The organism is Bradyrhizobium sp. 164 (assembly GCF_023073715.1).
Taxonomy (GTDB): Bacteria; Pseudomonadota; Alphaproteobacteria; order Rhizobiales; family Xanthobacteraceae; genus Bradyrhizobium.
The window spans coordinates 165,485-179,238 of sequence record NZ_JADPKA010000066.1 but is presented as its reverse complement, the minus strand read 5'-3'; the positions used below and the strand labels follow the sequence as shown (position 1 = coordinate 179,238).

At 64.3% G+C, this 13,754-nt stretch carries 17 protein-coding genes; 4 read left to right on the top strand and 13 right to left on the bottom strand.

What is annotated here, in order from left to right; genetic code table 11:
- Window positions 1-2: 2 nt before the first annotated feature.
- The 4 genes from IVB01_RS21035 to IVB01_RS21020 are packed head-to-tail and all read right to left on the bottom strand — an operon-like array spanning window position 3 to window position 2,844.
- Window positions 3-356 carry a hypothetical protein gene (locus tag IVB01_RS21035; protein ID WP_247280492.1) on the bottom strand — a complete coding sequence of 118 codons (354 nt, stop codon included), beginning with the start codon at window positions 354-356 and terminating at the stop codon, window positions 3-5.
- A gap of 50 nt (window positions 357-406) precedes the next feature.
- Window positions 407-1,117, bottom strand: a complete 711-nt coding sequence (locus tag IVB01_RS21030) for an ABC transporter ATP-binding protein (RefSeq protein WP_247280493.1) — start codon at window positions 1,115-1,117, stop codon at window positions 407-409.
- Window positions 1,107-1,844, bottom strand: a complete 738-nt coding sequence (locus tag IVB01_RS21025; protein ID WP_247280494.1) for an ABC transporter permease subunit — start codon at window positions 1,842-1,844, stop codon at window positions 1,107-1,109. Before IVB01_RS21025 ends, IVB01_RS21030 begins: the two co-directional genes overlap by 11 nt.
- Window position 1,845: 1 nt before the next feature.
- A complete protein-coding gene (locus tag IVB01_RS21020) occupies window positions 1,846-2,844 on the bottom strand; it encodes an ABC transporter substrate-binding protein (RefSeq protein ID WP_247280495.1) in 999 nt (332 codons plus the stop codon).
- Between the two features lie 87 nt (window positions 2,845-2,931).
- On the opposite strand from IVB01_RS21020, the gene IVB01_RS21015 reads away from it, so the two are divergent.
- Complete coding sequence (locus IVB01_RS21015; protein ID WP_247280496.1) at window positions 2,932-3,291, top strand: hypothetical protein; 360 nt, start codon at window positions 2,932-2,934, stop codon at window positions 3,289-3,291.
- 202 nt (window positions 3,292-3,493) lie between these two features.
- Here IVB01_RS21015 and IVB01_RS21010 read toward each other — a convergent pair whose 3' ends face one another.
- Entirely contained in the window at window positions 3,494-4,312 is an 819-nt protein-coding gene (locus tag IVB01_RS21010) for a quinoprotein dehydrogenase-associated SoxYZ-like carrier (RefSeq protein WP_247494830.1), read from the bottom strand.
- Between the two features lie 42 nt (window positions 4,313-4,354).
- On the bottom strand, window positions 4,355-5,281 hold the full coding sequence (locus IVB01_RS21005) for a quinoprotein relay system zinc metallohydrolase 2 (RefSeq protein WP_247280498.1): 927 nt from the start codon (window positions 5,279-5,281) through the stop codon (window positions 4,355-4,357).
- Between the two features lie 127 nt (window positions 5,282-5,408).
- Here IVB01_RS21005 and IVB01_RS21000 point away from each other — a divergent pair, with 127 nt between their 5' ends.
- Window positions 5,409-6,293 carry a substrate-binding domain-containing protein gene (locus IVB01_RS21000; protein WP_247280499.1) on the top strand — a complete coding sequence of 295 codons (885 nt, stop codon included), beginning with the start codon at window positions 5,409-5,411 and terminating at the stop codon, window positions 6,291-6,293.
- Window positions 6,290-6,847 carry a PQQ-dependent catabolism-associated CXXCW motif protein gene (locus tag IVB01_RS20995; RefSeq protein WP_247280500.1) on the top strand — a complete coding sequence of 186 codons (558 nt, stop codon included), beginning with the start codon at window positions 6,290-6,292 and terminating at the stop codon, window positions 6,845-6,847. Before IVB01_RS21000 ends, IVB01_RS20995 begins: the two co-directional genes overlap by 4 nt.
- Window positions 6,848-7,015: 168 nt before the next feature.
- On the opposite strand, the gene IVB01_RS20990 is transcribed toward IVB01_RS20995, so the two are convergent.
- The 6 genes from IVB01_RS20990 to IVB01_RS20965 form a co-directional block, all read right to left on the bottom strand.
- Complete coding sequence (locus IVB01_RS20990; RefSeq protein WP_247280501.1) at window positions 7,016-7,315, bottom strand: copper-binding protein; 300 nt, start codon at window positions 7,313-7,315, stop codon at window positions 7,016-7,018.
- A 144-nt stretch (window positions 7,316-7,459) separates the two neighbouring features.
- Window positions 7,460-8,068, bottom strand: a complete 609-nt coding sequence (locus IVB01_RS20985; protein ID WP_247280502.1) for a hypothetical protein — start codon at window positions 8,066-8,068, stop codon at window positions 7,460-7,462.
- A complete protein-coding gene (locus IVB01_RS20980) occupies window positions 8,065-8,913 on the bottom strand; it encodes an ABC transporter permease (protein ID WP_247280503.1) in 849 nt (282 codons plus the stop codon). Before IVB01_RS20980 ends, IVB01_RS20985 begins: the two co-directional genes overlap by 4 nt.
- Window positions 8,910-9,716, bottom strand: coding sequence for an ABC transporter ATP-binding protein (locus tag IVB01_RS20975; protein ID WP_247280504.1), 807 nt, complete (start codon window positions 9,714-9,716; stop codon window positions 8,910-8,912). Before IVB01_RS20975 ends, IVB01_RS20980 begins: the two co-directional genes overlap by 4 nt.
- Complete coding sequence (locus IVB01_RS20970; RefSeq protein ID WP_247280505.1) at window positions 9,713-10,672, bottom strand: YVTN family beta-propeller repeat protein; 960 nt, start codon at window positions 10,670-10,672, stop codon at window positions 9,713-9,715. Before IVB01_RS20970 ends, IVB01_RS20975 begins: the two co-directional genes overlap by 4 nt.
- A gap of 232 nt (window positions 10,673-10,904) precedes the next feature.
- Window positions 10,905-12,086, bottom strand: coding sequence for an ABC transporter substrate-binding protein (locus tag IVB01_RS20965; protein ID WP_247280506.1), 1,182 nt, complete (start codon window positions 12,084-12,086; stop codon window positions 10,905-10,907).
- A gap of 59 nt (window positions 12,087-12,145) precedes the next feature.
- Here IVB01_RS20965 and IVB01_RS20960 point away from each other — a divergent pair, with 59 nt between their 5' ends.
- Entirely contained in the window at window positions 12,146-12,718 is a 573-nt protein-coding gene (locus IVB01_RS20960) for a DUF3280 domain-containing protein (protein WP_247280507.1), read from the top strand.
- 173 nt (window positions 12,719-12,891) lie between these two features.
- Here the strand turns inward: IVB01_RS20960 and fghA are convergent, their stop codons facing one another.
- Window positions 12,892-13,737: an S-formylglutathione hydrolase gene (fghA, locus tag IVB01_RS20955; RefSeq protein WP_247280508.1), complete on the bottom strand. Its 846-nt coding sequence runs from the start codon at window positions 13,735-13,737 to the stop codon at window positions 12,892-12,894.
- Window positions 13,738-13,754: the final 17 nt, after the last annotated feature.

Below are 13,754 nucleotides of genomic sequence, written 5' to 3'. Positions count from 1 at the left end.
CGCTATTTGGTGCAGTCCTTCAGATCCTTGTCGACGATCGAGAACACCGCATCCGCCCTGATCTCGATGTCGCGGACGATGCACTGCCGTGAATTGGCATAGCTGACCTTGGCATCATAGCGGCCCGGCTCGACGCCGGTAATGCGCAGCCGCTCGTCGTGGTCGACCTCCTTGTCCTTGTCGTTCAAGCATTGGTTCGGACCCCAGTCGGTCCTGCCGGCGGGAGCGAGCTGGAAGCCGGAGATCGTCTCCGTTGTGAGATTCCAGAGCCGGATGCCCTTGCCTTTGGTCTGCGCGAGCGCCGCGCCCGGCATCGCGACCAACAGGATGCAGATCGCAATCAGCTGACGTCGCATCGTGAACCCTCCCTCGACGGTCTTGTTTGGCCCCAGTTGACCACGAGTGTTCATTTCGATTCAAGCTGCAGCGCCGCGAGCTCGGCCTTTATCCTGCCGAGATCGGTTTCGCTGCGCTCCGCTCGCGGGATCGCGATCGGCACCTCCTGCACGATGCGCGCCGGCCTTGGCGACAGGAAGAGCAGTCGGTCGCCGAGCCGGATCGCATCGTCGATGCTATGGGTGACGAGCAGCGTCATCACCGGACGGCTCGCCACCAGCGTTGCGATCTCGTCGCGCAGGCGGCCGGCGAGCGCGTCGTCAAGCGAGGCGAGGGGCTCGTCGAGCACCAGCAGATCGGGCTCGACCGCGAAGGCGCGGGCCAGCGCCACGCGCCGGGCAAGGCCCAGCGACAACTCGCCGGGGAAATGGTCGCGATGCGCCTGAAGCTCCAGGATCCTGAAAAGCTCGGATAGTTTGGCCTCGGTCACACCGGGCGCAGCCAAGCGCACGTTCTGCTCGACCGAGCGCCACGGCAGCAGCCGCGGCTCCTGGAACACCATGCCGATCCGCGCCTTCGGCGGCCGCGCGATGCGACCCTGAAATTCATGATCGAGCCCGAGGATGATGCGCAGCATCGTGCTCTTGCCGCAGCCGGAGGGGCCGATCAGCACGCCGACCTCGCCGGATTGAAGCGCGAATTTGACTGGCGCCAGCACCTCGTGCGTTCCGCCCGCGGCACTCCTGAACGTCTTGCCTGTGATCTCGACCTCAAGCCGCACGGGGCCGCCACCGTGTTGCGCGGGCTTCGAACGGCTGCACCAGCAAGGTTTCGATGACGAGCACAACGGCGGCGAAGGTCAGCGAATAGGCGAGCAGCCGCGGCGTGTCGAATAGCTGGAAAGCGACGCCGATCTCGAAGCCGACGCCGTTCGGGCGGCCCAAAAGCTCGGCGACCAGCACGATCTTCCATACCAGAGACAATCCGGAGCGCGCGGAGGCTGCGATATAGGGCGCAAGTTGCGGCAGCACGACGTGGCGGAAGGCGCGCCAGCGCGGCATCGCGAACACGCTCGCCATCTCGTCGAGCGAGCGGTCGAGCGCGCGGGTGCCCTCGCGCAAGGTGACGATGGCGGTCGGCAGCTTGTTGATGGCGATCGCTGCGATCGCGGCGGCTTCAGTCAGGCCAGCCCAGATATAGGCCAGCACAATCACGACCAAAGCCGGCAAATTGAGCAGCAGGATCAGCCAGGGATCGCCGAGCCGGTCGGCAAGCTTCACTCGTCCCATCAGATAGCCGATGGCGCTGCCGAGCGACATTGCCAGCACGAAGGCGAGTGTGACGCGGGCCAGCGTGACGCCGAGATGCAGGAACAACGCGCCGCTCGCGGCTTCCGCGATCATCACCTCGAGCACGGCAGGCGGGGAGGGCAGCTTTGCGCCGCCGACGAACAGCGCGGCGATCCACCAGATTGCAAGGAACAGGACAGACGAGACAAGACGCAGCACCTCAGTCTCCGGGGACTGCGTGATAGAACGTGCCGGGATCGAGCTCGGCCGCTGGCCCGACGAGATCGCGGCCACCGATCTCGGCGAGCACGCGGTAGAGCACGCGTGCATCCGCCTCCTCGTCGGCAATGCTCCGGCGCGGGATGCCGTCGCGATAGCGGTCGCGATAGGTCTTGAGCAGGACCGGATCGGCGGTGCCGGTGAGCGGCGCTATCTTGTCCCAGGCCGGGGCCGAGGTCACCAGCAGCTCTTTGGCCTTTCGCGTCATTGCGATGAAACGCGCGATGGCGTCACGATGGCTTGCCGCCCAGCTCTCGTCGAAGACATAGCCGACCGCGGCGACCGGGCCCTTGGCGCCGAGTTTTGGCAGGATGTCCTCGATGCCGGCGAGGCGGCGAAAGCCCTTGGCTTCGAGCTGTGCGCAGAAATTCCAGAAATTGAGGCTCGCATCCATCTCGCCGTCGAGCGCCTTGGCAGCGATCAGGGGCGGTGCGCCATAGACGATGGTCGCCGCAGATTTCAGGTCGATGCCGTCCTGCTTCATGCGGGCCTGGAGCAGTAGCCAGCTCTTGTCGATCGCTCCGCCGGCGATCGCGAGCTTGCGTCCCCTGAGGTCGGCGAGCGTCTTGATCGGAGAAGCCGCCGGCACCATCACCGCGCCGAGCGCGCTGGAATAGGGATAGAAAGTGAGCTTGGCGCCGAGCGCGCGCTCGCGCGACACCCACAGCCAGTCCGACAGGATGATATCGGCGCCGCCTGCGCGCATCGCGATCTTGCCCGCTTCCGTGCTCGCGAGCTCGGTGACCTCGAGCGAGAGGTCGGCCTCCTTGTCCAGACCGTTCGCGCGGATCGCGGCCAGCTCCCAGGAGAATGTTCCGGTTTTCTGCACCGCAAGGCGGATGGTCTCGGCGGCGCGGCCGGGTACGGCCAGCGTCGAGACCAGCGTCACTGCGAGCACCAATGTTCGACCGAGTGCTCTTATCACACCACGTGCTCTCATCACCTTGTGAGCCGTTTCCTCTGACGGAGTGCTTTTCAGGACAATACGCATAGCATAGCTTTGGTCGCAACCAGCGGGAGGATGCGTATGAAACTGGCGGGACAGGTACGACCGATTGTCGCCGCATTGGCCGTATTGGCAGTAACCGCGTGCGCGGCGCAGGCCGAGGACGCCAATGATTATCCGACATCGGCGCGCGCGGAGTACGTCTATGGTTGCATGAAGGCCAATGGCGAGACGCGGTCTGCGATCGAGCAATGTTCGTGCTCGATCGACGTAGTCGCCTCGATCGTGCCCTATGAGCGCTACGTCACCGCGGAGACCGCGCTCAGCATGTCCCAGGTCCGCGGCAATCTCGGCGTCCAGTTCCGCACCTCGGAGCAGGCGAACTCGGCGGTGAATGATCTCCGGCGCGCGCAGGCCGAAGCCGAGGTGAGGTGTTTTTGAGTTGTGCGGCGATCACGCTCCCCTGGAGGGCAGGGTCGATCGCGCGCCGCGCGAGGGGGGTGGGGTGATCTCTCCACTCGGGCATTGTTGGGTGTGGAGAAACCGGCACCCCACCCCGTCTCACATTCCGCTGCGCTCCATGTGAGCCGACCCACGGGCGAGCTACGCTCGTCCCGGACCCCTCCAGGGGAGGGCGCTCGCGTTACGTCCCCGGCTTCTCCACGTCCCACTCATTGCGGAACACGTGCCCATCCGTGTCCTTCGCCTCCGCGCGAAAGCGCTTGGCGCCGTTGGAGACGTAGGTGAAGCGCAGATTGGGATCTTCCGAGATGGAGATACCGCCTTCCATCGACAGCACCGGGCTGTCGTCCTGCGTCAGCTTGAGCTGGTTGATGAAGAAGGCCGGGATATAGAGCTGCGTGACCTGGTCCATCTGCAGGCCCGAATTGTTGGGATGGCCGATCATGATCTGCGCCTCGCGGACGCGGCTCGCCGGCGCGTCCTCGCGCGCGAATTGCCGGTAGCGCATCTGGCCGAGACGGTTCTTGGCCTCCTCGACGTTCTTTGCCGCCGGCGCAGAGCAACCGCCAGAGGCCTTGACATAGACCTTGGAGACATAGAGCTGGCCGTCGCTGAGCTCGGCGACCGCATGCACGTCGGTGTAATTGTTGACGCGCACGCGCGTCGAGATTTCCGTCACATTGGCATCCGGTCCGAGTTCGAACTTCGCCGCCATCGGAGCGGGATTGCGGTCGATCACCAGCGTGATCGAACGGATGCGGCGCCCATCGCCGAGCGACAGCTTGCTGCGCAGCGTGACCGGCACGATGGCCGCATCCTCGGCGCGATAGGGCATTTCGATGCCGATGACGGTGCTGCCGTCGTTCATCGGACGGTTGCTGAAGATGTCCTGCACCAGGCCCGGCCAGGGGTCGTCGGCCTCTTCCGCCTGCACCGGCATCGCGAACGCGATGCCAAGCAGTACGGCGGTCAAGGCCAGGCGGCGTGTGCATCCCAACATGGTCATGGTCCTGCGGGCGTTTCGCCCATCGTAGCGCGCCCGCTACTCCCATTCAATTTCTGAAAATGCTGCGGTTGCGTTGCGGGCGTTGTAGTCCTCGAACAACGCCCAGCGCGGCCGTTCCGACCCGGCGGCCTTGTCGGCGGCGGTTCGGATCGGCTCGCCCTTCTTGTTCAGGGCGCGGACGTCGGACAGCAGCGTTGACAGGTAGCGCCGCTCATCGGTCAGTGCGGCAGGCCAGTCGCTCACGGGGCCGTGACCAGGAACGACGCGCAGCGCCGGAATGGCTTGCAATTCCTTCAACGTGTCTAGCCAGACGCGGATGCTGCCGTCCATGACCGGAATGTGGCGGAGAAAGACGAGATCGCCTGCCAACAAGGTTTTAGTCGTCTCATCGAACACAGTCAGATCATTGTCGCTGTGCCCGGCCGGCCAGGCCCGCAGGGTCAGCCGGCGCGACCCGAGATCGAGCGTCGTCGTGTCCGAAACGAGCAGGGTAGGGGCAATGATCTTCACGGGATCGATCAGCTCATTGCCCATGATGCGGCGGAAATTGTCGAGATAGAAAGGCCCGCGCGTCGCGAGCGCCTGGGGAAGCTTTTGGTGCCCGACGAAGATGGTGTTTCCATCGGCGAAGGCCGCATTGCCGAAAACATGATCGGGATGGCCGTGGGTGTTGATGACGTAGCGGATCGGCTTGGGCGTCTTCGCCCGCACGGCCGCCAGCAGCGCCTTGCCTTCGCGGTAGCTCCCGCCGGTATCGATCACAGCCACCGCATCACCGCCCACGATGAAGCCGACGTTGGCGATGTCGCCCTCGTTTTCGCGGGTCATCAGGGCGATGGTCCCGGAGTGTACGAAGATTCCCGGCGCGACTTCGCTCACAGGCAATTCGGATGCCTCGGCGCGTGCTAACGTGACGAACCCCAGCAGGAACAGGACTGCGATCGTTGAAGCGATGTGAGACACTTTTCCGCCTCAGTTCAGAGTGTTTGCTGCATTGCGCTGCAACAAAGCAAAACCAACACAAAGCTGGCAAACATGGCCCGTCATGCGTTGCATGGATAACATTCAAACAAAACGAGGAGGAAGCGCGATGACGGAGGCCGGACGACATCGTCGCTGGTTGTTTTCACTGTGGATCCTGGTGGCGTCCTGCGCGTTCGGCGATGCTGCGATCGCGCAGACCAACGAGGCCGGCGATCTCTCCTTCGAATTGGTCGATCCGAAGGTGCTGCGCGTCTGCGCCGACCCGCGCAATTTGCCGTTCTCGAACGAGAAGGGTGAGGGGTTCGAGAACAAGCTCGCCGAGTTCTTGGCGGACAAGCTCCAGAAGAAGCTCGACTACGTCTTCTTCCCGCAGGCCACCGGCTTCGTGCGCATGACGCTGGGTGCGCATCGCTGCGACGTCATCATGGGTTTCCCGCAGGGCGACGACCTCGTTCAGGGCACCAATCCCTATTACCGCACGACCTATGCGCTGGTCGCCAAGGCCGGCAGCGGACTCGAGGACGTCGATACGCTGGAGGATGCGCGGCTGAAGGGCAAGCATGTCGGCATCGTCGCTGGCACACCGCCGGCGACCAACATGGCGATAGCCGGTCTGATGGGCGATGCAAAGCCCTATCCGCTGATGATCGACACCCGCTTCGACAATTCGGCGCAGGCCATGATCGACGACCTCGCCGCCGGCAAGATCGACGCCGGCGTGCTGTGGGGCCCGATGGCCGGCTATTATGCGAAAAATGCCGGCGCTTCGCTTCACGTTACGCCATTGGTCAAAGAAACCACCGGGCCGAAGCTGGTCTATCGCATCGGCATGGGCGTGCGCCCGGCCGATCAGAACTGGAAGCGGCAGCTCAACAAGCTGATCCAGGAGAACCAGGGCGAGATCAACAAGATCCTGCTCGACTTCGGCGTACCTCTTTTGGATGAGAACAATCGGCCGCTCGGCGCGGAGACGGCCAAGAAGACGCCATGAAACGGCATATTGCCGTTGCGCTGCTCGCCACTGTTCTGACAGGGCCGGCATTGGCGCAGCAGCAGGAGCCGTTCGAGCCTGAAGGCTACCGCACCGACAATTACCGCGCGCCGGTGCCCGCGACGCTCGCCGGCGCCCGCGTGCTGACGACGGCGGAAGCCGAGGCGATCTGGCGGACGAAAAGCGGTGCCTTCGTCGACGTGATGCCGCGGCCGCCGAAGCCGAAGAATCTTCCCGCAGGCACGGTGTGGCGAGATGCACCGCGCAGGAACATTCCGGGCAGCCTGTGGCTGCCGGACTCCGGCTACGGCGCGTTGCCGCCGTCCGTGGACGATTACCTGCAGCGCGGCCTCGCGCGTGCCTCGCGCGGCGACAAGGCCGCGCTGCTCGTGATCTATTGCCTGGCCGATTGCTGGATGTCCTGGAACGCCGCCAAGCGCGCGCTGGCGTATGGCTACTCCAACATCGCCTGGTACCCTGACGGCACCGACGGTTGGGAGGGCGCAAAACTCCCCACCGAGGAAGCGCACCCGGAGCCGCGCCCGGAGCAGTAACGCCACACAATTATGCCGGGGCTTGTCCTGCCTGCGCGCCCGAAGCCGCGTCGGCGCAAGGCCGGGGCATCCACGTTCTTCGTTCCGCGTGGCTAGACGTGGATGGCCGGGACAAGCCCGGCCATGACGCTGTGTCGCACCTTGGAGAAGTGAAGGCGAAGACCGCACCTATTGCTTCTGCAACTTCGTCAGCGTGCCCGTGCCGTTGGTCTCGGTGGCGGTATAGGTCACGCGGTCGCCGGCATGAACGGCATCCAGCATCGCGGCGTCCTTTGCTTTGTACTCCTGGAGTGCGCCGGCGCTGCCTGAGCTGGCGCCGACCGTGCCCTTCTGCGTCTGCTGGATCGAGATCGTGCCGTTGAGCCGATCGATCCGCGTGATCATTCCGGTCAGATCGTCGGCAAAGGCGCTGGATGCGAACATGGTGATGACCGCAACGCTCGCGAAGATGAATTTCGTTGTTCCCATCGAGGCCTCCCGATGTCCTGGATTGGATGTCCTGGATTGACCAAGACATCCTAGAGCGATTTGGTTCCGCCAGATAGCGCGGCGGAAGGTTAACGATCGCGGTGATGTCGCGGGAACTTTGGTGAGCTGTCAGCCAGCCTGACGCTATTCCATTTCCTGCTGGATCACGCGCCCGAGCGCGAACAGGCGCTGGTCGATCGTGGTCGGAACCTCGCAGACGAATCGCACCACTTTGTGACGATCCTCGAAGATACGGGTCTTCCAGATCAGTTCGTTGCTGAGCGCCTCGATCTTGGCATCGTCGCGGGGCGTTACGCCTTGGAGCGCCTGGAGCGCCAGCGTTTCCTCGCGGATCTTGTCGGCGGCCTCGCGCTGCTTGCGGCTGACGCGTTCGAGGCCGTTTATCACCTGGGAGCGCTGGGCGTTAAGCGTGTCGAACAGGCCGGCGAACAGCAGCTTGGCGTTCGCCGTCTTGTCCGACGCGGAGGCGGCCAGAAACTCCTTCACCAACTTCTCGGCCTCGTCGAGTGGCGTCTTGCGCGCCGACAGCTTTGCGACCAGCGCGCTGATCTTGGCATCGTCCTTCCATTTGCTCTGCACTTCGTCGAGCGGCGGGCCGGCCCAGACGGCCGCGAGCGAAATCTCCGGCACCTTGGCTTGGGTGCAGGGCCAGTCGGGATAGCGCGGATCGGCCGCGCGCGCGGCCGTGCCCGACAGCACAATCGCCATGACCGCCAGGACCAGAACCCTCATCCTTCGCCTCCTGCAGGCCCCCGTCGCGCCAGCCCGCGTGACGGATCATAGGCGAAAATCGCACCAATCATGAACACGATTGTGCAGATTGCGACCACCGCCAGCGAGACCCAGTTGATCTGTCCGTACAGCGCAAATCGTATCAGCTCGACCGCATGAGTGAACGGATTGGCCTCGCAGAGGTAATACAGATAAGGGCTGCCCTCCTGGACCCGCCAGAGCGGGTAGAGCGCGGAGGAGGCGAAGAACATCGGGAAAATGACAAAATTCATCACGCCGGCGAAGTTTTCCAGCTGCTTGATGCCGGAGGAGATCAGCATGCCGAGTGAGCCCAGCATCAGGCCGGACAGGATCAGCGCCGGCAGGACGGTGAGATAGCCCGAGGGTGGCGGCGTGATGTCCCAAAACCAGGCGATCAAGAGGAACGCATAGACCTGGAGCAGCGACACCGCGGTGCCCGCCAGCAGCTTGCAGAACAAGAGGAAGCCGCGCGGCAGCGGACTGACCAGCAGCGTACGCATGTTGCCCATCTCGCGGTCATAGACCATCGACAGCGAGGACTGCATGCCGTTGAAGAGCTGGATCATCGCCATCAAGCCGGGCGCGATATAGACCTCGTAGAGGATGTAAGTCTCGTAGGGCGGGATGATGGAGATGCCGAGCACCTGGCGGAAGCCGGCGGCGAAGATGAACAGCCACACCAATGGCCGCACCAGCGCCGAGACGAAGCGCTCGCGCTGATGCAGGAAGCGCAGGCCTTCGCGCCAGACGATGCCGGTGAGGCAGGTCATGTACTCCGCGGACGAAAAGCCGCGCGGCGCCTCGCGGGTCGTGATGCTGCTCATGCGATGCCTCCCGGCATCGCTTGCGCGCCGGTCAGGCGCATGAAGGCGGTGTTGACGTCCTGCGCACCGACTTCCGTGACGACGCGGCTCATCGGCCCCTGCGCCAGCACCTTGCCCTGGTGGAGCACCACGAGATCGTCATTGGGCATGACCTCGTCGAACAGATGCGTCGCCCAGAGCACGCCGATGCCTTGCTCGGTCACGAGCTGGCGGACATGGCCGATGATGTCGGCGCGCGCCTTGACATCGAGGCCGACGGTCGGCTCGTCCAACAACAGCAGCCGCGGCCGGTGCAGCAGTGCCCGTGCGATCTCCAGTCGCCGCATCTGCCCGCCCGAGAGATCGCGCACCTTGCTGCCGGCGCGCTCGGAGAGCCCGATGCGCCCGAGCAGCTCGGCGCTACGTGAAGCCGCCTCACGCCGGCTGATGCCGTGAAGCGCAGCGTGATAGAGCAGGTTCTGCGTCAGCGAGAGGTCGAGATCGAGCGTACGCGGCTGGAACACGACACCGAGCAGCCGCAGCGCCTCGCCCGGAGTATTGCTGATGTCGTGACCGAAGATGGCGACACGGCCAGCCTGGATGCCGAACAGGCGCGTGATCAGCGAGAACAGCGTGCTCTTGCCGGCACCGTTGAGGCCGAGCAGCGCGGTGAAGCTCGCGGGCTGCACGTTGAAGGAGACGTCGGTCAGTGCCCGCCGCGGCCCGTAAGAATGACTGACGCTGTCGATCGATAGCGCCGGCACTGCGGCCAATTCCAGCCTCGGCGTCTCACGCGGTTCGGCGATGGGGGCAGGGCTGGTCATGGCGCGATCGTGATGCCCCAGGGCAGTTCGCCCACCTGAATGGTCTTGATCACCTTTTGCGCGGCGACGTCGATGACGGAGACGTCATTCGACACGCCGTTGGTGGTGAGCAGGTATTTTTCATCCGGCGTGAACGCCATGTGCCAGACCCGCTGCCCCACCAGCAAATATTTCAGCACCTTGCGCGTCGCGACGTCGACCACGGCGATGCGGTTGGCGGGGCCGAGCGCGATGAAGGCGGTCTTGTCGTCCTTGGTCATGCCGATGCCGACCGGCTGGATCGCCTCTTTCCGCAAGCCCGGGATCTCGAAGGTGACCTTACCGATCACCTCATGCTTGTTGGGATCGATGATCGAGACGGTGCCGCCGATCTCGGAGGAGACCCACACTTCCGAGCTGTCATGCTTGAATTCGGCAAAGCGCGGCCGCGCATCGACCAGCACGTTGGCGACGATCTGGCGCGACGATGTGTCGATGAAATGCGCCATGTTGGTCGTCTCGGACGTGTTGATCAGCGTCTTGCCATCGGGGCTGATGGTCATGCCCTCGGGCTCGACGCCGACCTGGATGTCGCCGAGCCGGGCGCGCTTCTCGAGGTCGATCACAGTCACCGTGTTGTCGTTCTCGTTGGCGACGTAGAGGATTTTCCCCGCGGCATCCTGAGCGAACAATTCCGGGTCGGGCCCGGAGGGCAAGCTGTCCACCACGCTTTGCGTCTTGGCGTCGATCACCTGGATGGTGTCGTCGTCGCCGACCGCGACCATCACGAACTTGCCGTCACGGGTGAAATCGATGCCGCGTGGACGCTGGCCGACCTTGATGGTCTTGGTCACGGTCCAGCTGTCGGTGTCGATCACAGACACCGTGTTGCTTTTCTCGTTCGAGACATAGGCGATGAACGCATGCGCGGGCGCGTTCGCAAGCGCTAGTCCGGCAAACAGCGAGAGGGGCAACATCAGCGTATGCAAGGGACGTTGCACTTCGATGCGCTGAGGTTGTGCGCGGGCTGCCTTCACCTCCCCCGCTTGCGGGGGAGGTCGTATCGCATCGACAGATGCGATGCGGGAGAGGGCTCGCTCCTCTTGGGGAGTCTTCCTTACTGAGACACCCTCTTCCCAACCCTCCCCCGCAAGCGGGGGAGGGGGCGCAGCGTCGTCGCGGTGGCGGCTCGAACTCATCTCAAATTGCTCACTTCAGCTTGCATTTGCTCTCCGGACGGTCGTAGCCGAGCGTGTCGAGCTCGGAGACCTGGTGCAGGAATCCCTCCTGCGGCGAGACCGACACCACCATGCGGCCGTCGACCAGCAGGATCGGCTGGCGAAGCTGGAGATTCCAGTCGCGCAGGGTGAGCCGCGTCCCCTTGAAGGCGGCGACCGAGAAATCCGGGCCCTTGATGAAATCGGCGACTTTCTTGACCTCGCCGGAATTGGTGCGCGAGGTGGCTTCGCCGATCATGCGCACCGCGGTCCAGGCCTGCATGTCGAGCGCGGTCATGCGCCGCGAGTTCAGCTTGACGAAGCGGTTCTGCATCTGGATCGCGCCCCATTGATCCTGCGCCGCGTCCCAGCTGCGCGGCACGAGACCGGCCGAGCCCGCGACGGGCCGCGGATCCCAGGTGCGATAGGGAAGGTACGCGCCGAACACCTCGCTCTCGTCGGCGACAACGAGCACGTCATAGGCCGGCGCCTGTTGCGTGAACACCGGCATCTGGCGCTGGATCAGCGTCACGCCCGAGTCGGTGCGCCGCGCGCCGCCTTTGTCTTCAAACGTGCGCTCCTGCACGATCTTGGCGCCGAACCGCGTCGCGGTGCGCCTGAGCGCATCGGCGAACAGCTTGTCCTCCTCATGCGAGCCGACCACGAGCAGCCAGCGCTTCCACTGCTTCCACACCAGATATTGGCCGAGCGCATCCGCCAGCATCGCGCGCGTCGGTGCGGTGTGGATGACGTTGGCGCGGCAATCGGCCTCGCGCAGCCGCTCGTCGATTGCGCCTGCATTGAACAGCAGCGTGCCGCGATCGCGCAGGGCGTCCGAGACTTTCAGCAGCGCATCGGCCGGCAGGTCGGCGATGATGAAGCCGTTCTTCTCGGCGAGCGCGGTCGCAGCCTGCACCACGTCCTCGCCTTCCCCGATGCGGCGCTCCTCCAGCGTGAAACGCTGGTTGAGGAATTTCCCCGTGGTGTTGTTGTCCTCGATGGCGAGGCGGGCGCCGGCGATGCCGTCATTCTCCGCGGGCTGCTCGACCAGCGACAGCGTCGATCTGGTGCCGGCGACGCCGAGATAGCCGACGCCGATCATGACAGGGTCGGCCGCGAGCGCACTCGCCGCGGCAGCACCCAAGCCGATCAGGCCGACCAACCATCGGATCATGTTTCCTCCAGGCGTTCCCCCCGGCTTGACCGCTGGTGGAGAATTGTCTCTGCTAAAGCATGACCAATTTGTCAGGGCATGCAACCCCGCATTTCGTCCTCGCAGGCGCGGGGACTGGAATCACGATCGTGCGAGCGCTGATATGTCTCGCCGCACTACTGTTGACGGGATCGGCCGCGTTCGCCGATCCGCCGAAACTCGCGGTGTTCGATTTCGAGCTGATCGACACCAGCCTGCCCGGCGAGTTCTACGGCTCGAAGCTTGAAGAGGCGCGGCTGGAGCGCATCAGCGAGCAGCTGCGCAAGGAACTGGCTGACTCAGGCAAGTTCCAGGTGCTCGACATCGCGCCAATCAGGGATGCCGCCCGTCACGCCAACCTGCAGGCCTGCGGCGGCTGCGACCTTAAGCTCGCCGGGCAGCTCGGCGCCGACTTAGAAATCACCGGCATGGTGCAGAAGGTCTCGAACCTGATCATCAATCTGAACATCTATCTGCGCGACGTGAAGACCGGCAACGTGATCACGGTCGCCAGCGCCGACATGCGCGGCAACAGCGACGAAGCCTGGACGCGCACGATGAGCTATCTGATCCGCAACCGGTTGCTGGCACCGAATTACGGCAAGCCGGAGTAGGGGCTCTTACCCTCCCCTGGGAGGGGAGGGTCGATCGCGCGGAGCGCGAGCGGGGTGGGGTGACAGTCTCTCCCTTGAGGCGGTGCCCGAGTGGAGAGATCACCCCACCCCGCTTCACCTCTCGCTTCGCTCGACGCGAGGCGACCCTCCCCTCCAGGGGAGGGCAAGAAGGATCACGCCGTCAATCTTTCCGCGTGCCAGTGCAGATGATCGCTCATGAAGGTCGAGATGAAATAATAGCTGTGGTCATAGCCTGCCTGACGCCGCAGCGTCAGCGGGATACTCGCCTTGGTGCAGGCGGCTTCGAGCAGTTCCGGCTTGAGCTGTTCTTTCAGGAAATTGTCGGCCTCGCCGATATCGACCAGAAAGCCCGAAAACTTCGCGCCGTCCTCGATCAGCGCAACCGTGTCGTGGCTGCGCCAGGCGTCCTTGTTCAGCCCGAGATAACCGGTCAACGCCTTGATGCCCCAGGGCACGAGCGAGGGCGCCACGATCGGGGCGAAAGCGCTTGCCGCGCGAAAACGGTGCGGATTGCGCAGGGCCACCGTCAGCGCACCGTGGCCGCCCATCGAATGGCCCATCACCGATTGTCGCTTGGCGTCGACCGGAAAATTCGCCGCCACCAGCTTCGGCAGCTCGTCCGTCACGTAGCTCCACATGCGATAGTTGCGGGAGAACGGCTCTTGCGTCGCGTCGACGTAGAAGCCGGCGCCCAGGCCGAAATCGTAGGCGTTGTTGGCATCACCCGGCACGTCGGTCCCGCGCGGACTGGTATCGGGCGCGACGAAGATCAGGCCGAGCTCGGCGCAGGCTTTGCGGAATTCGCCCTTTTCGGTGACGTTGGCATGCGTGCAGGTGAGCCCGGAGAGATACCAGACCACGGGCAGCTTGGCGCCGTCCGCGTGCGGTGGAATATAGACCGAGAACGTCATGTCCGTTCCGGTCGTCTGGCTCGCGTGTCGATAGACACCCTGGACGCCGCCATAGGATTTGTTCGTCGAGACAGTCTGAATCGTCATGCCCAAAGCTCCGTGGC